We start from the raw sequence: 14,799 nt of genomic DNA on the forward strand, positions 1-14,799 counted from the left end.
AGCAGCCTGCCGGTCCGGAAGCGCAGGCCGTGCAGCGGTCCGCCGTCGAGCCGCAGGCCGGTACGCCCAGCCGCCCCGGTACGGACACGGGCGCCGTACCCCTGCCAGCCACCGGCACCCGACCTGTCCCAGGCGCGGAGGCCAACCGTCGCGACGCCGACGGTGGCGCGACGTCCCAGACGAGCAGCCGGCCCACGCCGGACACGGACGCCGGACGTCCCGAAGCCGACGCGCCCGCCCGGCCCACGCAGACAACGGACCGTCCCGAAACGGACCGTTCCGAAGCCGACGCCGTCGCCCGGGCCGCCCAGGGCACGGACCGCCCCGGACCGAACGCGACCGTCCGGCCTACGCAGGGCACGGACCGTCCCGGACCGGACGCGGCCGCTCGGCTCACGCAGGGCTCGGACCGTCCCGGGGCCGCTCGGCTCACGCAGGGCTCGGACCGTGCCGGAGCCGACGCGACCACCAACCGGAGCGACGAGCAGTCGGAGAACCGCCGCTCGGCGGAGAAGACGCCTCCGCCCTCCCCCGGTGCCGAGGCATGGTTCCGGCCAGCCCAGCCCCAGCCCGCAGAAACCCCGGAGCCGCCAGAGATCTTGGACGATTTCGGCCCCTCTGGGGGCCGTTTCGTACCAAGATCTCCGGCCGGCGACGACTCGATCGAGCGGGCGGATGGCGACCGCAGTGGGGTGCCGTCGGTCGGGGCCTCGGCGGCTTCCCGAGGTGCACCGCTGCCGACCATGCGCACCGTCGACGACGAACCGTCAGCCGTGGTGCAGGCTCCGGAAGCCGTGGCGGAGACGCCGGGATCGAACGCCGGTCCGGCACGAGCGTCCACCGGGGACTCGGCCGCGCCCCTCCCCGACACCGCGCCATCCCCGGCAGCCGCGCCATTCCCCGCCACCCCGCCGGGCGGTGCCGCCCCGCCGCTCCCGGCCGCCCCGTCGACCGGCGGCGCCGACCTGCAAGCCGACTCCACCCCGCCACTCGACGGCGGCATCACAAGCAGCACGTCGGCCATGTCGAGAGTGGACATCACAAGCGGCACGGCGGTGTCGAACGCCGGCATCGCGAGCGGTACGTCGGCCGTGTCGAACACCCGCACCGCCCCCGCCGCCGACCTGAACACACCCGCACCCACCAGCTCCAGCGAACCCGCAAGCACCTCCGACACACCGCCGACCCCGGCACCCGCACCAGCACCCCCGCCCGCATCGGCATCGGCATCGGCATCGATCGTCACCGCGCCCGCCGCGGGCGCATCGGCCGAGGCCGCAACGACCACCGTCGCACCGCCCGCATCCGTGGACACGCCGATCATCCCGGCGGCCGAGCGGACGACCGCAGAGGCCGGCACCCCCACAACCGAAACCGACAGGTCGGCCGCTGATCCCGAGCCGCACATCGCGGTGGCGGCGGCATCCGGCCTGCCCGGCCCCGGTCCGCAGCGCACTCCGAACGCTGTCGCCTCCTCCGGCACCGATGCCCGCCAGGACGGCACGGCACCGCAGACCACCGCCGACGAGACGGCGCAGGCGACCACCGCCGCGGACACGGCCGAGGAACCGAGGGCGACCGACGGCACCGCCGATGCCGACCGCACCGGTTCCACACCACCCGCTCCCCCGCAGCCCGGCACGACGGCCGACGCCGCGCGAGCCGAGACGACGGCCGACGCCGCGCAAGCCGAGACAACGGCCGACGCCGCGCAAGCCGAGACAACGGCCGACGCCGCGCAAGCCGAGGCGACGGCCGACGCCGAGCAGGTCGACACCACGCCCGCGCAGCCTCCGCCCACCACTGACGGGATCGTCGTCCCCGGCAGCACACCCGACGCGCACGTCGGCACCCCGACCGAGGGCAGCAGCACCGAACCGGCCGAACATCAGCACGCCGGCACCGACCACGGCGACACCGCCGACGACGGACCAGGGCACGCCGGCACCGGCCACAACGACACCCTCGACGACGCGCCAGGGCACGCCGACCACAACCGACACGCGCACCAGGGACAGGCGCAGGCCTACACCGACGACGGCGTACCGAACCCGGCCGGCGCCGACGACGCGCAGGAACCGCGTACCCCGGAGGAAGCCGGAACCGACGGCGACGCGGAACCCGCGGCGGACGCCGCGCCGCCGCCTCCGGTGGACCCGGAGCGGGCGCTCGCCGCGGTCGGCTGGGAACTGGATCCGCGTACGCTGCGCGAGCAGGCCCCGGACCCGGCACAGTTGCGGGTGATCCGGGACGGGCTCACCGGCAAGCTGGACACCACACTCGACAACCGCAGCCGGGCCCGGCTGCTCAGCCTGCGCGCGGTGGCGTCCCGGATCCTCGGTGACCTGGACGACGCGCTCGGGGACGCGCGGCTGGCCGTCACCTACGCGGAGGCCACTGGCGAGTTCCGGCGGACCGCGCTGGCCCGCGCGCGTCTCGCGGAGGCGCTGCGGTGGCGGGGTGACCACGCGGAGGCGGACCGGCTCTTCGCGGAGGCGAACTCGCCGGAGCTGCCGGACCGGCTGCGTGCGCTGCTGCACGAGCACGCCGGGCGGTGCTGCTACGACCAGGGCCGGCTGACCGAGGCGTGCCTGCACTTCGAGCGGGCGCTGGACCTGCGTCACGGCGAGGACGCGCAGCTGAACGCGCGGGTCGAGGTCGCGCTGGACGCGGTCGCGGAGCGGGCCGCCGCGGACGGGTTCGGCCCGCCGCCGCGCCGGCCCGAGGAGGTGCTCGGCACCCCGCGTCCGCCGGTGGCGACGTTCGACGAGGAGCAGCAGCTCTGGGGGTACGCGGACGCCGACGGCGAGATGGTCATCGCGCACCGGTACGCCGAGGCGCAGCCGTTCCACGAGGGACTGGCCTGGGTACGCCGGCCGGAGGCGTCCCGGTGGGCGCTCATCGACACGTCCGGCGCGGCGCTGATCGAGGCGAACAACGGCTACCGGTCGGTGGTGCCCTTCTCGGAGGGGCTGTCCTGGGTGTCGATGGACGGCAAGGGCCGGTGGATGGCCGTCGACCGGATGAACATCGTGAAGATCCCGCCCGGGTACGAGGAGGCCCGGCCGTTCCGCAACGGCCTGGCGGCGGTACGGCAGAACGGTGGCTGGGGCGCGGTGGACCTCACCGGCGAGGTGGTGGTGCCGACCCGCTACCACCGTCTCGGCACGCCGCTCGCCGACGGGCGGGAGGTCGACGGGTTCACCGCCGACGGCCTGGCGGTGGTGGAGCTGGCCGGTCGCCGGGGCGTGGTGGACCGGGCCGGGCGGGTGGTGGTGACACCGGCGTACCCGACGGTGGTGGTGCATCCGGTGGCGTTCCTGGTCGCGACCGAGTCGGGCCGGTGGGGCGCGCTGGACCGGCGCGGCGAGCCGCTGATCGACCCGGTGCACCCGGGCCGCGCGGCGGTGGTCGCGGAGATCGACCGGCTGCTCACCGACGCCAGCCCGGTGCTCTGACCCGCGCCCGGCACGTCGGCCGGACCGCCCGCGACCCGCGGGCCGTCCACGCCGCCGGGCGGGGAGCGCCGGACGGCGTCGGGGACCGGGCGGGTCTAGGGTCGGGAGCATGGAATTCCGTCACCTGGGCCGCTCCGGCCTGATGGTCAGCGAGATCTCGTACGGCAACTGGATCACCCACGGCTCGCAGGTCGAGGAGGACGCGGCGGTCGCGTGCGTCCGCGCCGCCCTCGACAGCGGCATCACCACGTTCGACACCGCCGACGTGTACGCGGGCACCCGCGCCGAGTCGGTGCTCGGCCGCGCGCTCAAGGGCGAGCGTCGCGAAGGGCTGGAGATCTTCACCAAGGTCTACTGGCCGACCGGTCCGGGCCGCAACGACCGGGGTCTGTCCCGCAAGCACATCATGGAGTCGATCGACGGCTCGCTGCGCCGCCTCCAGACCGACCACGTGGACCTCTACCAGGCCCACCGCTACGACTACAGCACCCCGCTGGAGGAGACGATGGAGGCCTTCGCCGACGTCGTACGCTCCGGCAAGGCGCACTACATCGGCGTCTCCGAGTGGAAGGCGTCCCAGCTGCGCGAGGCGCACGCGCTCGCCCGCGAGCTGCGCATCCCGCTGATCTCGAACCAGCCGCAGTACTCGATGCTGTGGCGGGTCATCGAGACCGAGGTGATCCCCACCAGCGAGGAGCTGGGCATCGGCCAGATCGTCTGGTCGCCGATGGCCCAGGGTGTGCTGTCCGGCAAGTACCTGCCGGGCCAGCCGCCGCCCGCCGGCTCCCGCGCCACGGACGAGAAGTCCGGCGCCGGGTTCATCGCGCGGTTCATGACCGACGACGTGCTCACCCGCGTGCAGCGGCTCAAGCCGCTGGCCGAGCAGGCCGGGCTGACCATGGCGCAGCTCGCCGTCGCCTGGGTGCTGCAGAACCCGAACGTCTCCTCGGCGATCGTCGGCGCGTCCCGGCCGGAGCAGGTGCACGACAACGTGAAGGCGGCGGGCGTGAAGCTCGACGCCGACCTGCTCAAGGCGATCGACGAGATCGTCGAGCCGGTCACCGAGCGGGACCCGGCGAAGACCGAGAGCCCGGCTCAGCGCCCGTGACGTCGCGTCGTTCCCGGGCCGGCTCGCACCGGCCCGGGAACGACCGGGTCGGCTACTCCCAGAAGCGGATCAGGGCGTAGCCGATCTGGTACAGCTCGCGCGGCAGGCCGAGCGCGTCGCCGACGGCGAAGACCGCGCCGAAGAACGCCCGGTTGATCTGCGGGCTCCACAGCAGCGCGAACAGCAGGATGAAGCCGTACGGGGCGAACAGGTCGTACATCCGCCGGTAGGCGGGGCTGAGCCAGGGCTGGAGCATGTTGCCGCCGTCCAGGCCCGGCACCGGCAGCAGGTTGAGCACGCTGGCGGTGAGCTGGAGGAACGCGAGCAGCCCGACGCCGGCCCAGAACTCCAGCGGCCCGCCCAGCTCCGGCCCCCATGCCACGGCTGCCACCAGCACCAGCGTGAACAGCACGTTCGTGGCCGGCCCGGCGAGGCTGACGAGCGTGTGCCGCAGCCGGCCGGGGATGGCGTGCCGGTCCACCCAGACCGCGCCGCCGGGCAGGCCGATGCCGCCGAGCAGCACCACGACCACCGGCAGCACGATCGACAGCAGCGGGCTGGTGTACTTCAGCGGGTTGAGCGTGAGGTAGCCCCGGTGCGCGATGTCCCGGTCACCGGACCGGTACGCGACCACGGCGTGCGCGTACTCGTGCAGGCACAGCGAGACCAGCCAGCCGGAGACGACGAAGAGGAACACGTCGAAGCCGACGTTGCCGTACCGGTTCCAGGTCATCACCCCGGAGGCGACGAAGAGCGCGACCAGGGCCAGGAAGATCGGGCTCGGCCGGAACGCCGCCCGGGGCACGCCGAGGATCAGCGGTTCGCCCGGGCGGTCGTAGCCGGTCATTCGGCCGGGGGTTGCAGGCTCATCCGGTAGTCCACCCGGTCGTCCTCGACCAGCACGACTGTGGTGACGCCGGATGCCGCGAGCTCCCGCCAGGCCTGGCCGATCCACGACTCGGCGTCCGCCTGGCTCGTGAACGATTCGGCGGGTCCGTCGACCGCGTCGCCGTTCGTGCCCTCGTACCGCCAGCTCCACGCCATGCCGCGTCTCCCCTCGCCGCCGTCGTCCCGTGGGACGCCAAACCTCCGCAAGCCTAGTCGGCCCCGCCGACGACGGCCCGTCACCACATGGATCATGCCGACCACCGCCGCCTCGGCGCACCCGCGATCTTGCGGTTGGTGCCCCGACAGAGTGGTCATTCCCGGCATCCCGAGGGCTGCAAGTGCAAGATCGGCGGCGGGGCGGGAGCGAGGAGGGGCGAGCTGCCCGGAACGCGGGCGGGCGAACTAAGGTACGGGCATGTCCGTTGACGGGTGGCACACCCTCCTGGTGCTCGGCGGTATCCGCTCCGGCAAGTCCGAGTTCGCCGAGTCACTGGTCGCCGACGCGCCCACGGTCCGGTACGTGGCCACCGCCCCGGCCGGCGACCCGGAGGACACCGAGTGGGCGACCCGCCTCGCGGCGCACCGCGCCCGGCGGCCGGGGAGCTGGACCACCGAGGAGACCGCGGCGAACCCGGGCCGGCTGGTCGAGGTCATCGCCGCCGCCGGCCCGAACGAGACGCTGCTCGTGGACGACCTGGGCGGCTGGGTGACGGTGCTGCTCGACCCGGCCCACCAGCCGGCCGACGACACCGCGACGATCGCCGAGCTGGCCGCGGCGGTGCGCTCCAGCACGGCCCGGCTGGTGCTGGTCAGTCCCGAGGTGGGCCTGTCCCTGGTGCCCACCACGCCGCTGGGCCGGGCGTTCACCGACGCGCTCGGCGCGACCAACCGCGCGGTCGCCGACGCCTGCGACGCGGTCGCGCTCGTGGTGGCCGGTCAGACCGCGTGGCTCAAGCCGACCACTCCGGCCCCCGCGCACGCCGTGCCGCCGGCCGCCACGTCGCCCGAGGCCGTACCGAGCCGCGCCGCGACGCCCCGGACCGCCGCGCACCAGGCCGCACCGGCCCAGGCCGTGCCGGCCGACCTCGGCGCCGGGGACGTGACGCTGCCCGAGGTGCTCACGCCGGCCGCCGCCCCGGTGCCCGCCCGGGCCGACTCCGACGAGCCCGGTACGGGCGACTGGGCCGCACCCACGATGGCGCTGCCGATGATCGCCACCGGTCTGGTGATCCAGCCGGGCATGGAACTGCCGATGCCCGACGACTACACCGGGCCGCAGGCCGTCGACCGGCTCGCCACCCTCGACATCCCCGGCGCCGGTCTCGGCGTGCTGGAGCAGGTGGTCGGCTTCGCCGCCGCCACCCAGGGCACCTCGACGCCGCGTCCGTGGGACGCGGTGCGCGTACTGCTGATCCAGGGCGACCACGAGGGCGGCGCGTCGGCCGGCGCCACGCCCGGCGAGTCGTCCCGCCGCGCCCGGCAGGCCCGCGCCGGCCGGGGTGCGCTGGCCCGGCTGGCCGCCGAGAACCGGGCCGGCCTCCAGATCGTCGAGGCGCCCGCCTCGGCACCGATGGAGGAGCGCCCGGCCCTGTCCGCCGACGAGGTCGAGGCGGCGCTGCGCTACGGCTGGCGGCTCGCCGAGCAGGCCGCCGACGCGGGGGTGCAGCTGCTGGTGCTCGCCGCGTGCGGTGCGGGTGCCGAGGCGGCCGCCGCCGCGGTGCTCGCGGCCACCGCGGGCGCGGAACCGCCGACGGTGCTCGGCCGGGTGGTCACCGAGCAGGGCGAGATCGACGACGCCGCCTGGATGGTCCGCTGCGCGGCGGTGCGGGACGCGCTGCACCGCACCCGGCGATCCGCCCGGGAGGCCAAGGACGTCCTGGCCGAGCTGGGCGGCGGCGACATCGCGCTGGCCACCGGCGTCCTGCTGGGCGCCACCGCCCGCAAGGTGCCGGTGCTGCTGGACGGGCCGGTCGGCACCGCCGCCGCCATGGTCAGCCGCGACCTGGCCGGCCAGGCCCGGCACTGGTGCCTGCTGCCCGACCACGGCGGCCGTCCGGGCGTACGGCTCGCCGCCGACGTGCTCGGCCTGACCCCGCTGGTGGACCTGCGGCTCGACCTGGGCGAGGGGGCGACCGCGCTGGCCGCGCTGCCGCTGCTGCGCTCCGCGCTGACGCTCGCCGCCACGCTGCCGGTGCACCCGTCGCTGGGCGGCCCCGACGACGAGGGCGACACCGGCGAGCGCACCGGCACCGGCGACCGCATCGGCGGCGACGACGGCGACGACGGCCGGGCCGAGGACGAACCGGACTTCGCCGAGCCGGAGCCGGCCGGTCCGGGACCGACCACCGTCGGGGCCGACGAGCCGGTCCTCCCCGGCCGACGTGCCGACTGAGGCGCGGCTCGCCGACGGCATCCGGCTGGCGCTCACCACGTTCACCACCCTTCCGGTACGCGCCGGCCGGGTCGACCGGGCCGCCGCCGGCACCGCGATGGCGCTCGCCCCGCTGGTCGGCGCGCTGCTCGGCGCCGTACTCGGCGGGGTGCTGCTGCTCACCGGCGCGCTCGCGCCACCGTTGGTCGCCGCGGTGGTCACCGTGGGGCTGGGCGCGCTGCTCACCCGGGGCCTGCACCTGGACGGGCTGGCCGACACCGTGGACGCGCTCGGCTCCTACCGGCGCGGACCGGCCGCGCTGGAGATCATGAAGCAGCCGGACGTCGGCCCGTTCGGCGTGGTCGCGCTCGTGGTCGTACTCCTGCTCCAGAGCGCGGTGCTCGCGGAGCTGGCCGGCCGGGACGCCCTCGCCGCGTTCGCCGCGGTGGTCGCGGCCACCGCGGCCGGGCGGCTCGCCGTCGGCCTGGCCTGCCGGCGCGGTGTGCCGGCGGCCCGGCCGGAGGGCCTGGGCGCGCTCGTCGCCGGCACGGTCGGGTGGGGCGCGCTGGCGCTCGGCGCGGTCGCCGTCGCGCTGGCGGCCGTGCCTGCGGTGCCGGACCGTCCATGGCAGGGGCCGCTCGCCGTGCTGGGCGCGCTCGCCGTCGCGGCCGGGCTGCTCCGGCACCTGGTACGCCGCTTCGGTGGCATCACCGGCGACGTGCTCGGAGCGCTCGTGGAGATCGTCACCACGCTGTCCTACCTGGGACTGGTGCTGACCGGCTGAGCGTCACCGGTCCGGGCGGGTAGCGTTCGGGGCGAGTGCACCGGCGTGGTCGAGGGGGACGGCATGCTCATCACGGACGACTTCCTGCCGGTACCGGTGCCCGAGTCGCTCGACGCGACCTACCTGGTGCCGATCACCGGCCTGCCCAAGGTGAGCCCGAAGACCGCCGTGGAAGGGCTCGCCGGGCGGCTCGCCGAGCCGGTGCACGGGCTGGCCCGGCAGATGCTCGACAGCCCGCTGATGACGGTGGACACCCGCACCGTCGACGAGTTCCCCGAGCTGCCGCCGGACCTGCTCACCGCGTTCGGCGCCACCGAGGAGCAACTGGCCCGGCTGGCCGCCGCCACCCACCTCGTGGTGGTGCAGGCCGAATACCGGCCGGGCTGGCCGCCCGCGCACGAGTGGGCCGCCCGCGCGGTGGCCGCGGCGGTCGCCGAGACGGTCGGCGGGGACGTGGTGGACGTCTTCGGGCTCCAGTTCCTCGACCCGGCGGCGGCGCTGCGCTCGCTGCCGGACGAGCAGGGCCGGATCCGGCTCGTCGACTGGGTGCTGGTGCCCTACTCCTCGGACTCCGACGGGCTCTGGTTCACCACGAAGGGGCTGCGCCGGTTCGGGCTGCTGGAGTTGCAGGCCCAGGGCGTGCCGGACCACCTGACCCGGGCGTGGGGCGCGGTGATGACCGGCGCGGCCCGGCGGCTGCTGCGGGACTGGACCGACGGGCTGGCCGGCGAGGAGGTTCCGGCGTTCGTGCAGCTTCCGGTGCTGGCCACGGTGACCGGGCACGACATCGCCGTGGCGTACGGCAATCCGGAGCAGCACGGCGCTACCGCGCCGGTGCTGCTGCGGCTGGAGCTGGACCCGGCCACCGACCCGGACGCCGACTCGTTCCTGAGCCTGAATCCGCCGCCCGGGCACCCGGGTCCGCCCGGCCGCTACTTCGCCGCCGCCTGCGCGACGCTGTTCAACGGCATCCAGCCGGACGTCCGCTACACCCGCACCGGTGACGCGATGAGCCGCGCGGTGGAGACCGCCCGAGAGGCGCTCGGCGACATCCGGGCCCGGTTCCTGGCCGGCCGGCTGCCCGAGGAGAGCCAGCTCGTGGTCAAGTACGGCCTGCCCGGCGACGACGGCCCCGAGTACGTCTGGGCCGGGGTGACCTCGTGGGAAACCCCGGAACGGATCGTCGGCGCCAGCGCCAGCGACGCCAACACCGACCCGAGCGTGCGGATCGGCTCCCCGGTGGTGGTGGAGGCGTCGGACGTCGTCGACTGGGCGGTGCTGGACGGCACCGGCGTGCTGGAGGGCGGCTGGACGCAGGCAGTGCTCGACGCCGGGGAGCGCGGCGAGCACTGACCCGCGCGGCTCAGCGCACCGAGGGCTTGACGAACGGCGGCCTGGTCAGGCGCATCCGGGCGCGGCGGCCACGGATGTCCACCTCCAGCTCCTCGCCGTCGGGCAGCTTCGGGTCGGTGTCGACGAGCGCCAGCGCGACGCCCTGCTTGAGCGTCGGGCTGAACGTGCCGCTGGTGACGGTGCCGACCTGCCGGTCGCCCGCGTACACGGCCATGCCGGGGCGCGGGATGGCCCGGTCGACGGCGGTGAGGCCACGCAGCGTACGGGCCGGGCCGGCGGTCTTCTCGGCGCGCAGCGCGTCGCGACCCCAGAACGCCGCCTTGTCCCAGCCCACCGCCCAGCCGGAGCGGCCCTGCACCGGGGTGATCTCCGGGGACAGGTCCTGCCCGTGCAGCGGGTAGCCCATCTCGGTGCGCAGCGTGTCCCGGGCGGCCAGGCCGCAGGCGCGTACGTCGTCGGCCGCGGCGAAGATCGCGTCCCAGACGGCGACCGCGTGCTCGGACGCCACGACCAGCTCGTAGCCCAGCTCGCCGGTGTAGCCGGTGCGGCACACCGTCAGCTCCACCCCGGCGAGCGTGGCGGTGGAGAAGCTCATGTAGTCGTGGCCGGTGGGCAGGCCGAGCGCGCCCAGCAGCTCCGCCGAGCGCGGACCCTGGACCGCGAGCACCGCGTACGCCTCGTGCTCGTCGGTGACGGTAACGCCCTCGGGCGCGGCGGCGCGCAGGCGGCGGGCGACCTCGGCGGTGTTGGCCGCGTTGGGCACCAGGAAGACGTGGTCGTCGGCGTGCAGGTAGGCGATGATGTCGTCCACCACGCCGCCGGTGGCGTCGTCGCAGCAGAGCGTGTACTGCGCCTGGCCGGGCGCGATCCGGCCGAGGTCGTTGGTGAGGCAGGCGTTGACGAAGTCCGCCGCGCCCGGCCCGGTGACCCGGATCTTGCCCAGGTGCGAGACGTCGAACACGCCGACGCCCTCGCGGACGGCCGTGTGCTCCTTGAGCACGCCGCCACCGGCGTACTCCAGCGGCATCTGCCAGCCCCCGAAGGGGGCGAACTTCGCGCCGAGCGCGGTGTGCCGCTCGTGCAGCGGGGATCGGCGCAGCCGGGTCTCGGCAGCGTCGGAGGTCACCTCGGTCATGGGTGGCAACTTACCGGCCCGGCCCGCTGTGGTTAGCATCGGCGGGATCCCGTCGGCACGCATCGGCGGGACAGCCACGCCTCCCGGCGGGTAGGTTGCCGCCGGAGACACCTTCATCGCCGGTACGCGACGACGCGGCCGGCCCGGCCCGCCCGGAGTAGCTTTCGTGACATCGCCCCGCACCACCCTCAGCCTGGTCGACACCGACCCCGCCGAACTCGCCGTCGACGCGATCGTGATCGGCGTGCACAGCCAGACCACCGAGCCGGGCAGCGGCGCACCCGCCCACGCCCTGCTGCTGGCGACCGGCGGGGAGAGCATCGCCGCCGCGTTCGACGGAAAGCTGACCGAGACGCTGGCCCTGCTCGGCGCGACCGGTGGCCCGGGCGAGGTGATCAAGCTGGCCACGCTGGGCACGGTGACCGCGCCGCTGGTCGTGGCCGTCGGCCTCGGCCCGGAGCCCTCGGGCGCCGCTCCGGCCCCGGAGTCGCTGCGCCGGGCCGCCGGTGCCGCGGTGCGGGCGCTGGCCGGCGCCCCGCGCGTCGCCCTGGCCCTGCCGCTGCCCGACGACGCCGACGCCCCGGCCGCGCTGCGCGCGGTCGCCGAGGGCGCGCTGCTGGGCGGCTACCGGTTCGCCGGCTACAAGACCAAGCCGCAGCCGGCCCGGCGCGAGCCGGTGGCCGAGGTGCTGGTGGCGGTGCCGGACGCGGCCGACGCGACCGCCCGGGCCGAGATCGCGCGGGCGCAGGCGGTGGCCGGTGCCGTGCGGACCAGCCGGGACTGGGTCAACACGGCGCCGAACGAGCTGCGTCCACCGGCGTTCGCCGACGTCGTCTCCGCCGCCGCCCGTGAGGCGGGCCTGGAGGTCGAGGTGCTGGACGAGGCGGCGCTGGCGGCCGGTGGTTACGGCGGCATCCTCGCCGTCGGCCAGGGTTCCGAGGCCCCGCCGCGACTGGTGAAGCTCACCTGGACGCCGGACGGTGGCGGCAACGGCAAGCGGGTCGCGCTCGTCGGCAAGGGCATCACGTTCGACACCGGCGGCATCTCGATCAAGCCGGCGCAGGGCATGTGGGAGATGAAGTCGGACATGGCCGGCGCGGCGGCGGTCGGCGCGGCCATGCTGGCGATCGCGGCGCTCAAGCCGTCGGTCACCGTCACCGGCTACCTGCCGATGGCGGAGAACATGCCGTCGGGCACCAGCTACCGGCCGGGCGACGTGATCAGCATGTTCAACGGCAAGAAGGTGGAGGTGCTCAACACCGACGCCGAGGGCCGGATGGTGCTGGCCGACGCGATGGCGCGGGCCTGCGCGGACGGCGCCGACTACCTGTTCGAGACCTCCACGCTGACCGGCGGGCAGGTGATCGCGCTGGGCAAGCGGATCGCCGGTGTGATGGGCACCCCGGAGCTGTGCGAGCGGGTGCGGGTGGCCGGTGACGCGACCGGTGAGCCGGCGTGGCCGATGCCGCTGCCGGATGACGTCCGCAAGGGCATGGAGTCGGAGGTCGCGGACATCTCGCAGGTCAACGCCGGGATGGACCGGGCCGGGCACATGCTCCAGGGCGGCGTGTTCCTGCGCGAGTTCGTCACCGACGACGTGGCGTGGGCGCACATCGACATCGCCGGTCCGGGCTACCACTCGGGCGAGGCGACCGGCTACTGGACCAAGGGCGGCACCGGCGTGCCGGTGCGTACGCTCGTGCACCTGGTCGAGGACGTCGCCGCCAACGGCTGACCGACGCGTGCGGCAAGGGGCTCCCGGCGTTGCCGGGGGCCCCTTTCGCGTGACCTCAGTACAGCTCCGGGCGGCGCTTGCGGCGCTCGTTGTAGTCGCGCATCCGCTGCGGATAGCCCATCAGCCGCACGTCGTAGATCGGGATGGCGATCCGGTGCGCCCAGCGGCGGGCCTCGTCCGGCCCGCCGACGCGCCGCCGGGTCCACTCGCCGTCGTCGGCGATCAGCATGATCGTGGTCTCGGTGACAGTCGTACGCGGCTCGATGTACGCCTCGACGCCCTTCCGGGTCCGGACGAAATTCTCCAGATGGTCCAGATCGGCACGGTCGGCGGCGCGGTCGCGGCTCGCCGGGGCCGCCCGCTTGCGTCGTCGGAACAGCCCCACCGAATCCACTCCTCCCCCACCGCCGTCATCGAGAACGGTGCCAAGGGTACGTGTCACCGACGTGTCGTTGGGCACCTCGGTACGCGCCCGGTCCGTGGTGGTGACAAGATGACCGAGGTGGGGTGTGCCTGTTACTCCGCCGTAACCCCCGATGCAGTGACGCGACCTGGGAGTTGGATGTGAGCGAGCCGAACGACACGACCTTCGACATCGTCATCCTCGGAGGTGGTAGCGGCGGCTACGCGGCGGCGCTGCGTGCCGCCCAGCTGGACCTCTCCGTCGCGCTCATCGAGAAGGGCAAGCTGGGCGGGACCTGCCTGCACAACGGGTGCATCCCGACCAAGGCGCTGCTGCACGCCGCCGAGATCGCCGACCAGACCCGTGAGTCCGAGCAGTTCGGCGTGAAGGCCGAGCTGGTCGGCATCGACATCACGGCGGTCAACTCGTACAAGGACGGCGTCGTCTCCCGCCTGTACAAGGGCCTCCAGGGCCTGGTGGGCAGCAGCAAGAAGATCACCTTCGTGGCGGGCGCCGGCAAGCTGGTCGGCAAGAACGTCGTCGAGGTGGACGGCAAGCGCTACACCGGCCGCAACGTCGTGCTGGCCTCCGGGTCGTACGCCAAGAGCCTGCCCGGCCTGGACATCGACGGCGAGCGGATCATCACCAGCGACCACGCGCTGACGCTGGACCGGATCCCGTCGTCGGCGATCGTGCTCGGCGGCGGCGTGATCGGCGTCGAGTTCGCCAGCGTCTGGAAGTCCTTCGGCGTGGACGTGACCATCGTCGAGGCACTGCCCCGCCTGGTCGCCGCCGAGGACGAGGAGTCGTCGAAGGCGCTGGAGCGGGCGTTCCGCAAGCGGAAGATCAACTTCAAGGTCGGCAAGCCGTTCGAGAAGGTCGAGAAGACCGACAAGGGCGTGAAGCTGACCATCCAGGGCGGCGACACGGTCGAGGCCGAACTGCTGCTGGTCGCCGTGGGCCGCGGCCCGAACACCGCCGGCCTCGGCTACGAGGAGCAGGGCGTCAAGATGGACCGCGGCTACGTGCTGACCGACGAGCGGCTGCGCACCAGCGTGCCGAACGTCTACGCCGTCGGCGACATCGTGCCCGGCCTCCAGCTCGCCCACCGCGGCTTCCAGCAGGGCATCTTCGTCGCCGAGGAGATCGCCGGGAAGACCCCGGCCGTGATCGACGAGGCGGGCATCCCGCGCGTCACCTACTGCGACCCGGAGCTGGCGTCGGTCGGCCTGACCGAGGCGAAGGCCAAGGAGCAGTACGGCGCCGACAAGATCAAGACCTACAACTACAACCTGGGCGGCAACGGCAAGAGCCAGATCCTCAAGACCGCCGGCCACGTGAAGCTGGTCCAGGTGGACGACGGCCCGGTGGTCGGCGTGCACATGGTCGGCGCCCGGGTCGGTGAGCTGATCGGCGAGGCGCAGCTCATCTACAACTGGGAGGCGTACCCGGCCGAGGTGGCGCAGCTCGTGCACGCCCACCCGACGCAGAACGAGGCTCTGGGCGAGGCGCACCTGGCCCTGGCCGGCAAGCCGCTGCACGCGCACGCCTGACACGACAACCG

At 74.5% G+C, this 14,799-nt stretch carries 11 protein-coding genes; 7 read left to right on the forward strand and 4 right to left on the reverse strand.

What is annotated here, in order from left to right; all coding sequences use genetic code 11:
- Nucleotides 1–1,307 precede the first annotated feature (1,307 nt).
- Both ACN27D_RS04595 and ACN27D_RS04600 read left to right on the forward strand, forming a co-directional pair.
- Nucleotides 1,308–3,458 (forward strand): WG repeat-containing protein, encoded by a 2,151-nt coding sequence (locus ACN27D_RS04595; protein WP_421498584.1) that lies wholly within the window; start codon nt 1,308–1,310, stop codon nt 3,456–3,458.
- Between the two features lie 109 nt (nt 3,459–3,567).
- Entirely contained in the window at nt 3,568–4,566 is a 999-nt protein-coding gene (locus ACN27D_RS04600) for an aldo/keto reductase family protein (protein ID WP_355116775.1), read from the forward strand.
- Nucleotides 4,567–4,618: 52 nt separating this feature from the next.
- Here ACN27D_RS04600 and ACN27D_RS04605 read toward each other — a convergent pair whose 3' ends face one another.
- A complete protein-coding gene (locus ACN27D_RS04605; RefSeq protein ID WP_071098270.1) occupies nt 4,619–5,413 on the reverse strand; it encodes a site-2 protease family protein in 795 nt (264 codons plus the stop codon).
- On the reverse strand, nt 5,410–5,610 hold the full coding sequence (locus ACN27D_RS04610) for a hypothetical protein (protein WP_121682909.1): 201 nt from the start codon (nt 5,608–5,610) through the stop codon (nt 5,410–5,412). Before ACN27D_RS04610 ends, ACN27D_RS04605 begins: the two co-directional genes overlap by 4 nt.
- Nucleotides 5,611–5,869: 259 nt before the next feature.
- Between ACN27D_RS04610 and ACN27D_RS04615 the strand changes: the two genes are divergently transcribed.
- The 3 genes from ACN27D_RS04615 (at nt 5,870) to ACN27D_RS04625 (ending at nt 9,962) form a co-directional block, all read left to right on the forward strand.
- Nucleotides 5,870–7,846: a bifunctional adenosylcobinamide kinase/adenosylcobinamide-phosphate guanylyltransferase gene (locus tag ACN27D_RS04615; RefSeq protein WP_421498585.1), complete on the forward strand. Its 1,977-nt coding sequence runs from the start codon at nt 5,870–5,872 to the stop codon at nt 7,844–7,846.
- A complete protein-coding gene (gene cobS / locus ACN27D_RS04620; protein ID WP_421498586.1) occupies nt 7,836–8,609 on the forward strand; it encodes an adenosylcobinamide-GDP ribazoletransferase in 774 nt (257 codons plus the stop codon). The genes ACN27D_RS04615 and cobS overlap by 11 nt, the downstream gene beginning before the upstream one ends.
- Before the next feature lie 63 nt (nt 8,610–8,672).
- Nucleotides 8,673–9,962 carry a DUF2314 domain-containing protein gene (locus ACN27D_RS04625; protein WP_358194271.1) on the forward strand — a complete coding sequence of 430 codons (1,290 nt, stop codon included), beginning with the start codon at nt 8,673–8,675 and terminating at the stop codon, nt 9,960–9,962.
- Between the two features lie 10 nt (nt 9,963–9,972).
- Here the strand turns inward: ACN27D_RS04625 and gcvT are convergent, their stop codons facing one another.
- Nucleotides 9,973–11,097 carry a glycine cleavage system aminomethyltransferase GcvT gene (gcvT, locus tag ACN27D_RS04630; RefSeq protein ID WP_421498587.1) on the reverse strand — a complete coding sequence of 375 codons (1,125 nt, stop codon included), beginning with the start codon at nt 11,095–11,097 and terminating at the stop codon, nt 9,973–9,975.
- A gap of 166 nt (nt 11,098–11,263) precedes the next feature.
- On the opposite strand from gcvT, the gene ACN27D_RS04635 reads away from it, so the two are divergent.
- A complete protein-coding gene (locus tag ACN27D_RS04635; protein WP_364803580.1) occupies nt 11,264–12,832 on the forward strand; it encodes a leucyl aminopeptidase in 1,569 nt (522 codons plus the stop codon).
- A gap of 55 nt (nt 12,833–12,887) precedes the next feature.
- On the opposite strand, the gene ACN27D_RS04640 is transcribed toward ACN27D_RS04635, so the two are convergent.
- Nucleotides 12,888–13,217 carry a hypothetical protein gene (locus ACN27D_RS04640; protein ID WP_064448299.1) on the reverse strand — a complete coding sequence of 110 codons (330 nt, stop codon included), beginning with the start codon at nt 13,215–13,217 and terminating at the stop codon, nt 12,888–12,890.
- A gap of 179 nt (nt 13,218–13,396) precedes the next feature.
- Here ACN27D_RS04640 and lpdA point away from each other — a divergent pair, with 179 nt between their 5' ends.
- Nucleotides 13,397–14,788, forward strand: coding sequence for a dihydrolipoyl dehydrogenase (lpdA, locus tag ACN27D_RS04645; RefSeq protein ID WP_421498588.1), 1,392 nt, complete (start codon nt 13,397–13,399; stop codon nt 14,786–14,788).
- Nucleotides 14,789–14,799 lie beyond the last annotated feature (11 nt).

It is taken from the genome of Micromonospora sp. WMMD1274 (genome assembly GCF_049179035.1).
Lineage (GTDB): Bacteria > Actinomycetota > Actinomycetes > Mycobacteriales > Micromonosporaceae > Micromonospora > Micromonospora tulbaghiae.

What these genes read in the sequence shown, in the direction of transcription:
- ACN27D_RS04625 (WP_358194271.1), top strand. Translation starts at nt 8,673, where the DNA reads ATGCTCATCACGGACGACTTCCTGCCGGTACCGGTGCCCGAGTCGCTC.
- ACN27D_RS04600 (WP_355116775.1), top strand. Translation starts at nt 3,568, where the DNA reads ATGGAATTCCGTCACCTGGGCCGCTCCGGCCTGATGGTCAGCGAGATC.
- gcvT (WP_421498587.1), bottom strand. Translation starts at nt 11,097, where the DNA reads ATGACCGAGGTGACCTCCGACGCTGCCGAGACCCGGCTGCGCCGATCC.
- ACN27D_RS04615 (WP_421498585.1), top strand. Translation starts at nt 5,870, where the DNA reads ATGTCCGTTGACGGGTGGCACACCCTCCTGGTGCTCGGCGGTATCCGC.
- ACN27D_RS04605 (WP_071098270.1), bottom strand. Translation starts at nt 5,413, where the DNA reads ATGACCGGCTACGACCGCCCGGGCGAACCGCTGATCCTCGGCGTGCCC.
- ACN27D_RS04610 (WP_121682909.1), bottom strand. Translation starts at nt 5,610, where the DNA reads ATGGCGTGGAGCTGGCGGTACGAGGGCACGAACGGCGACGCGGTCGAC.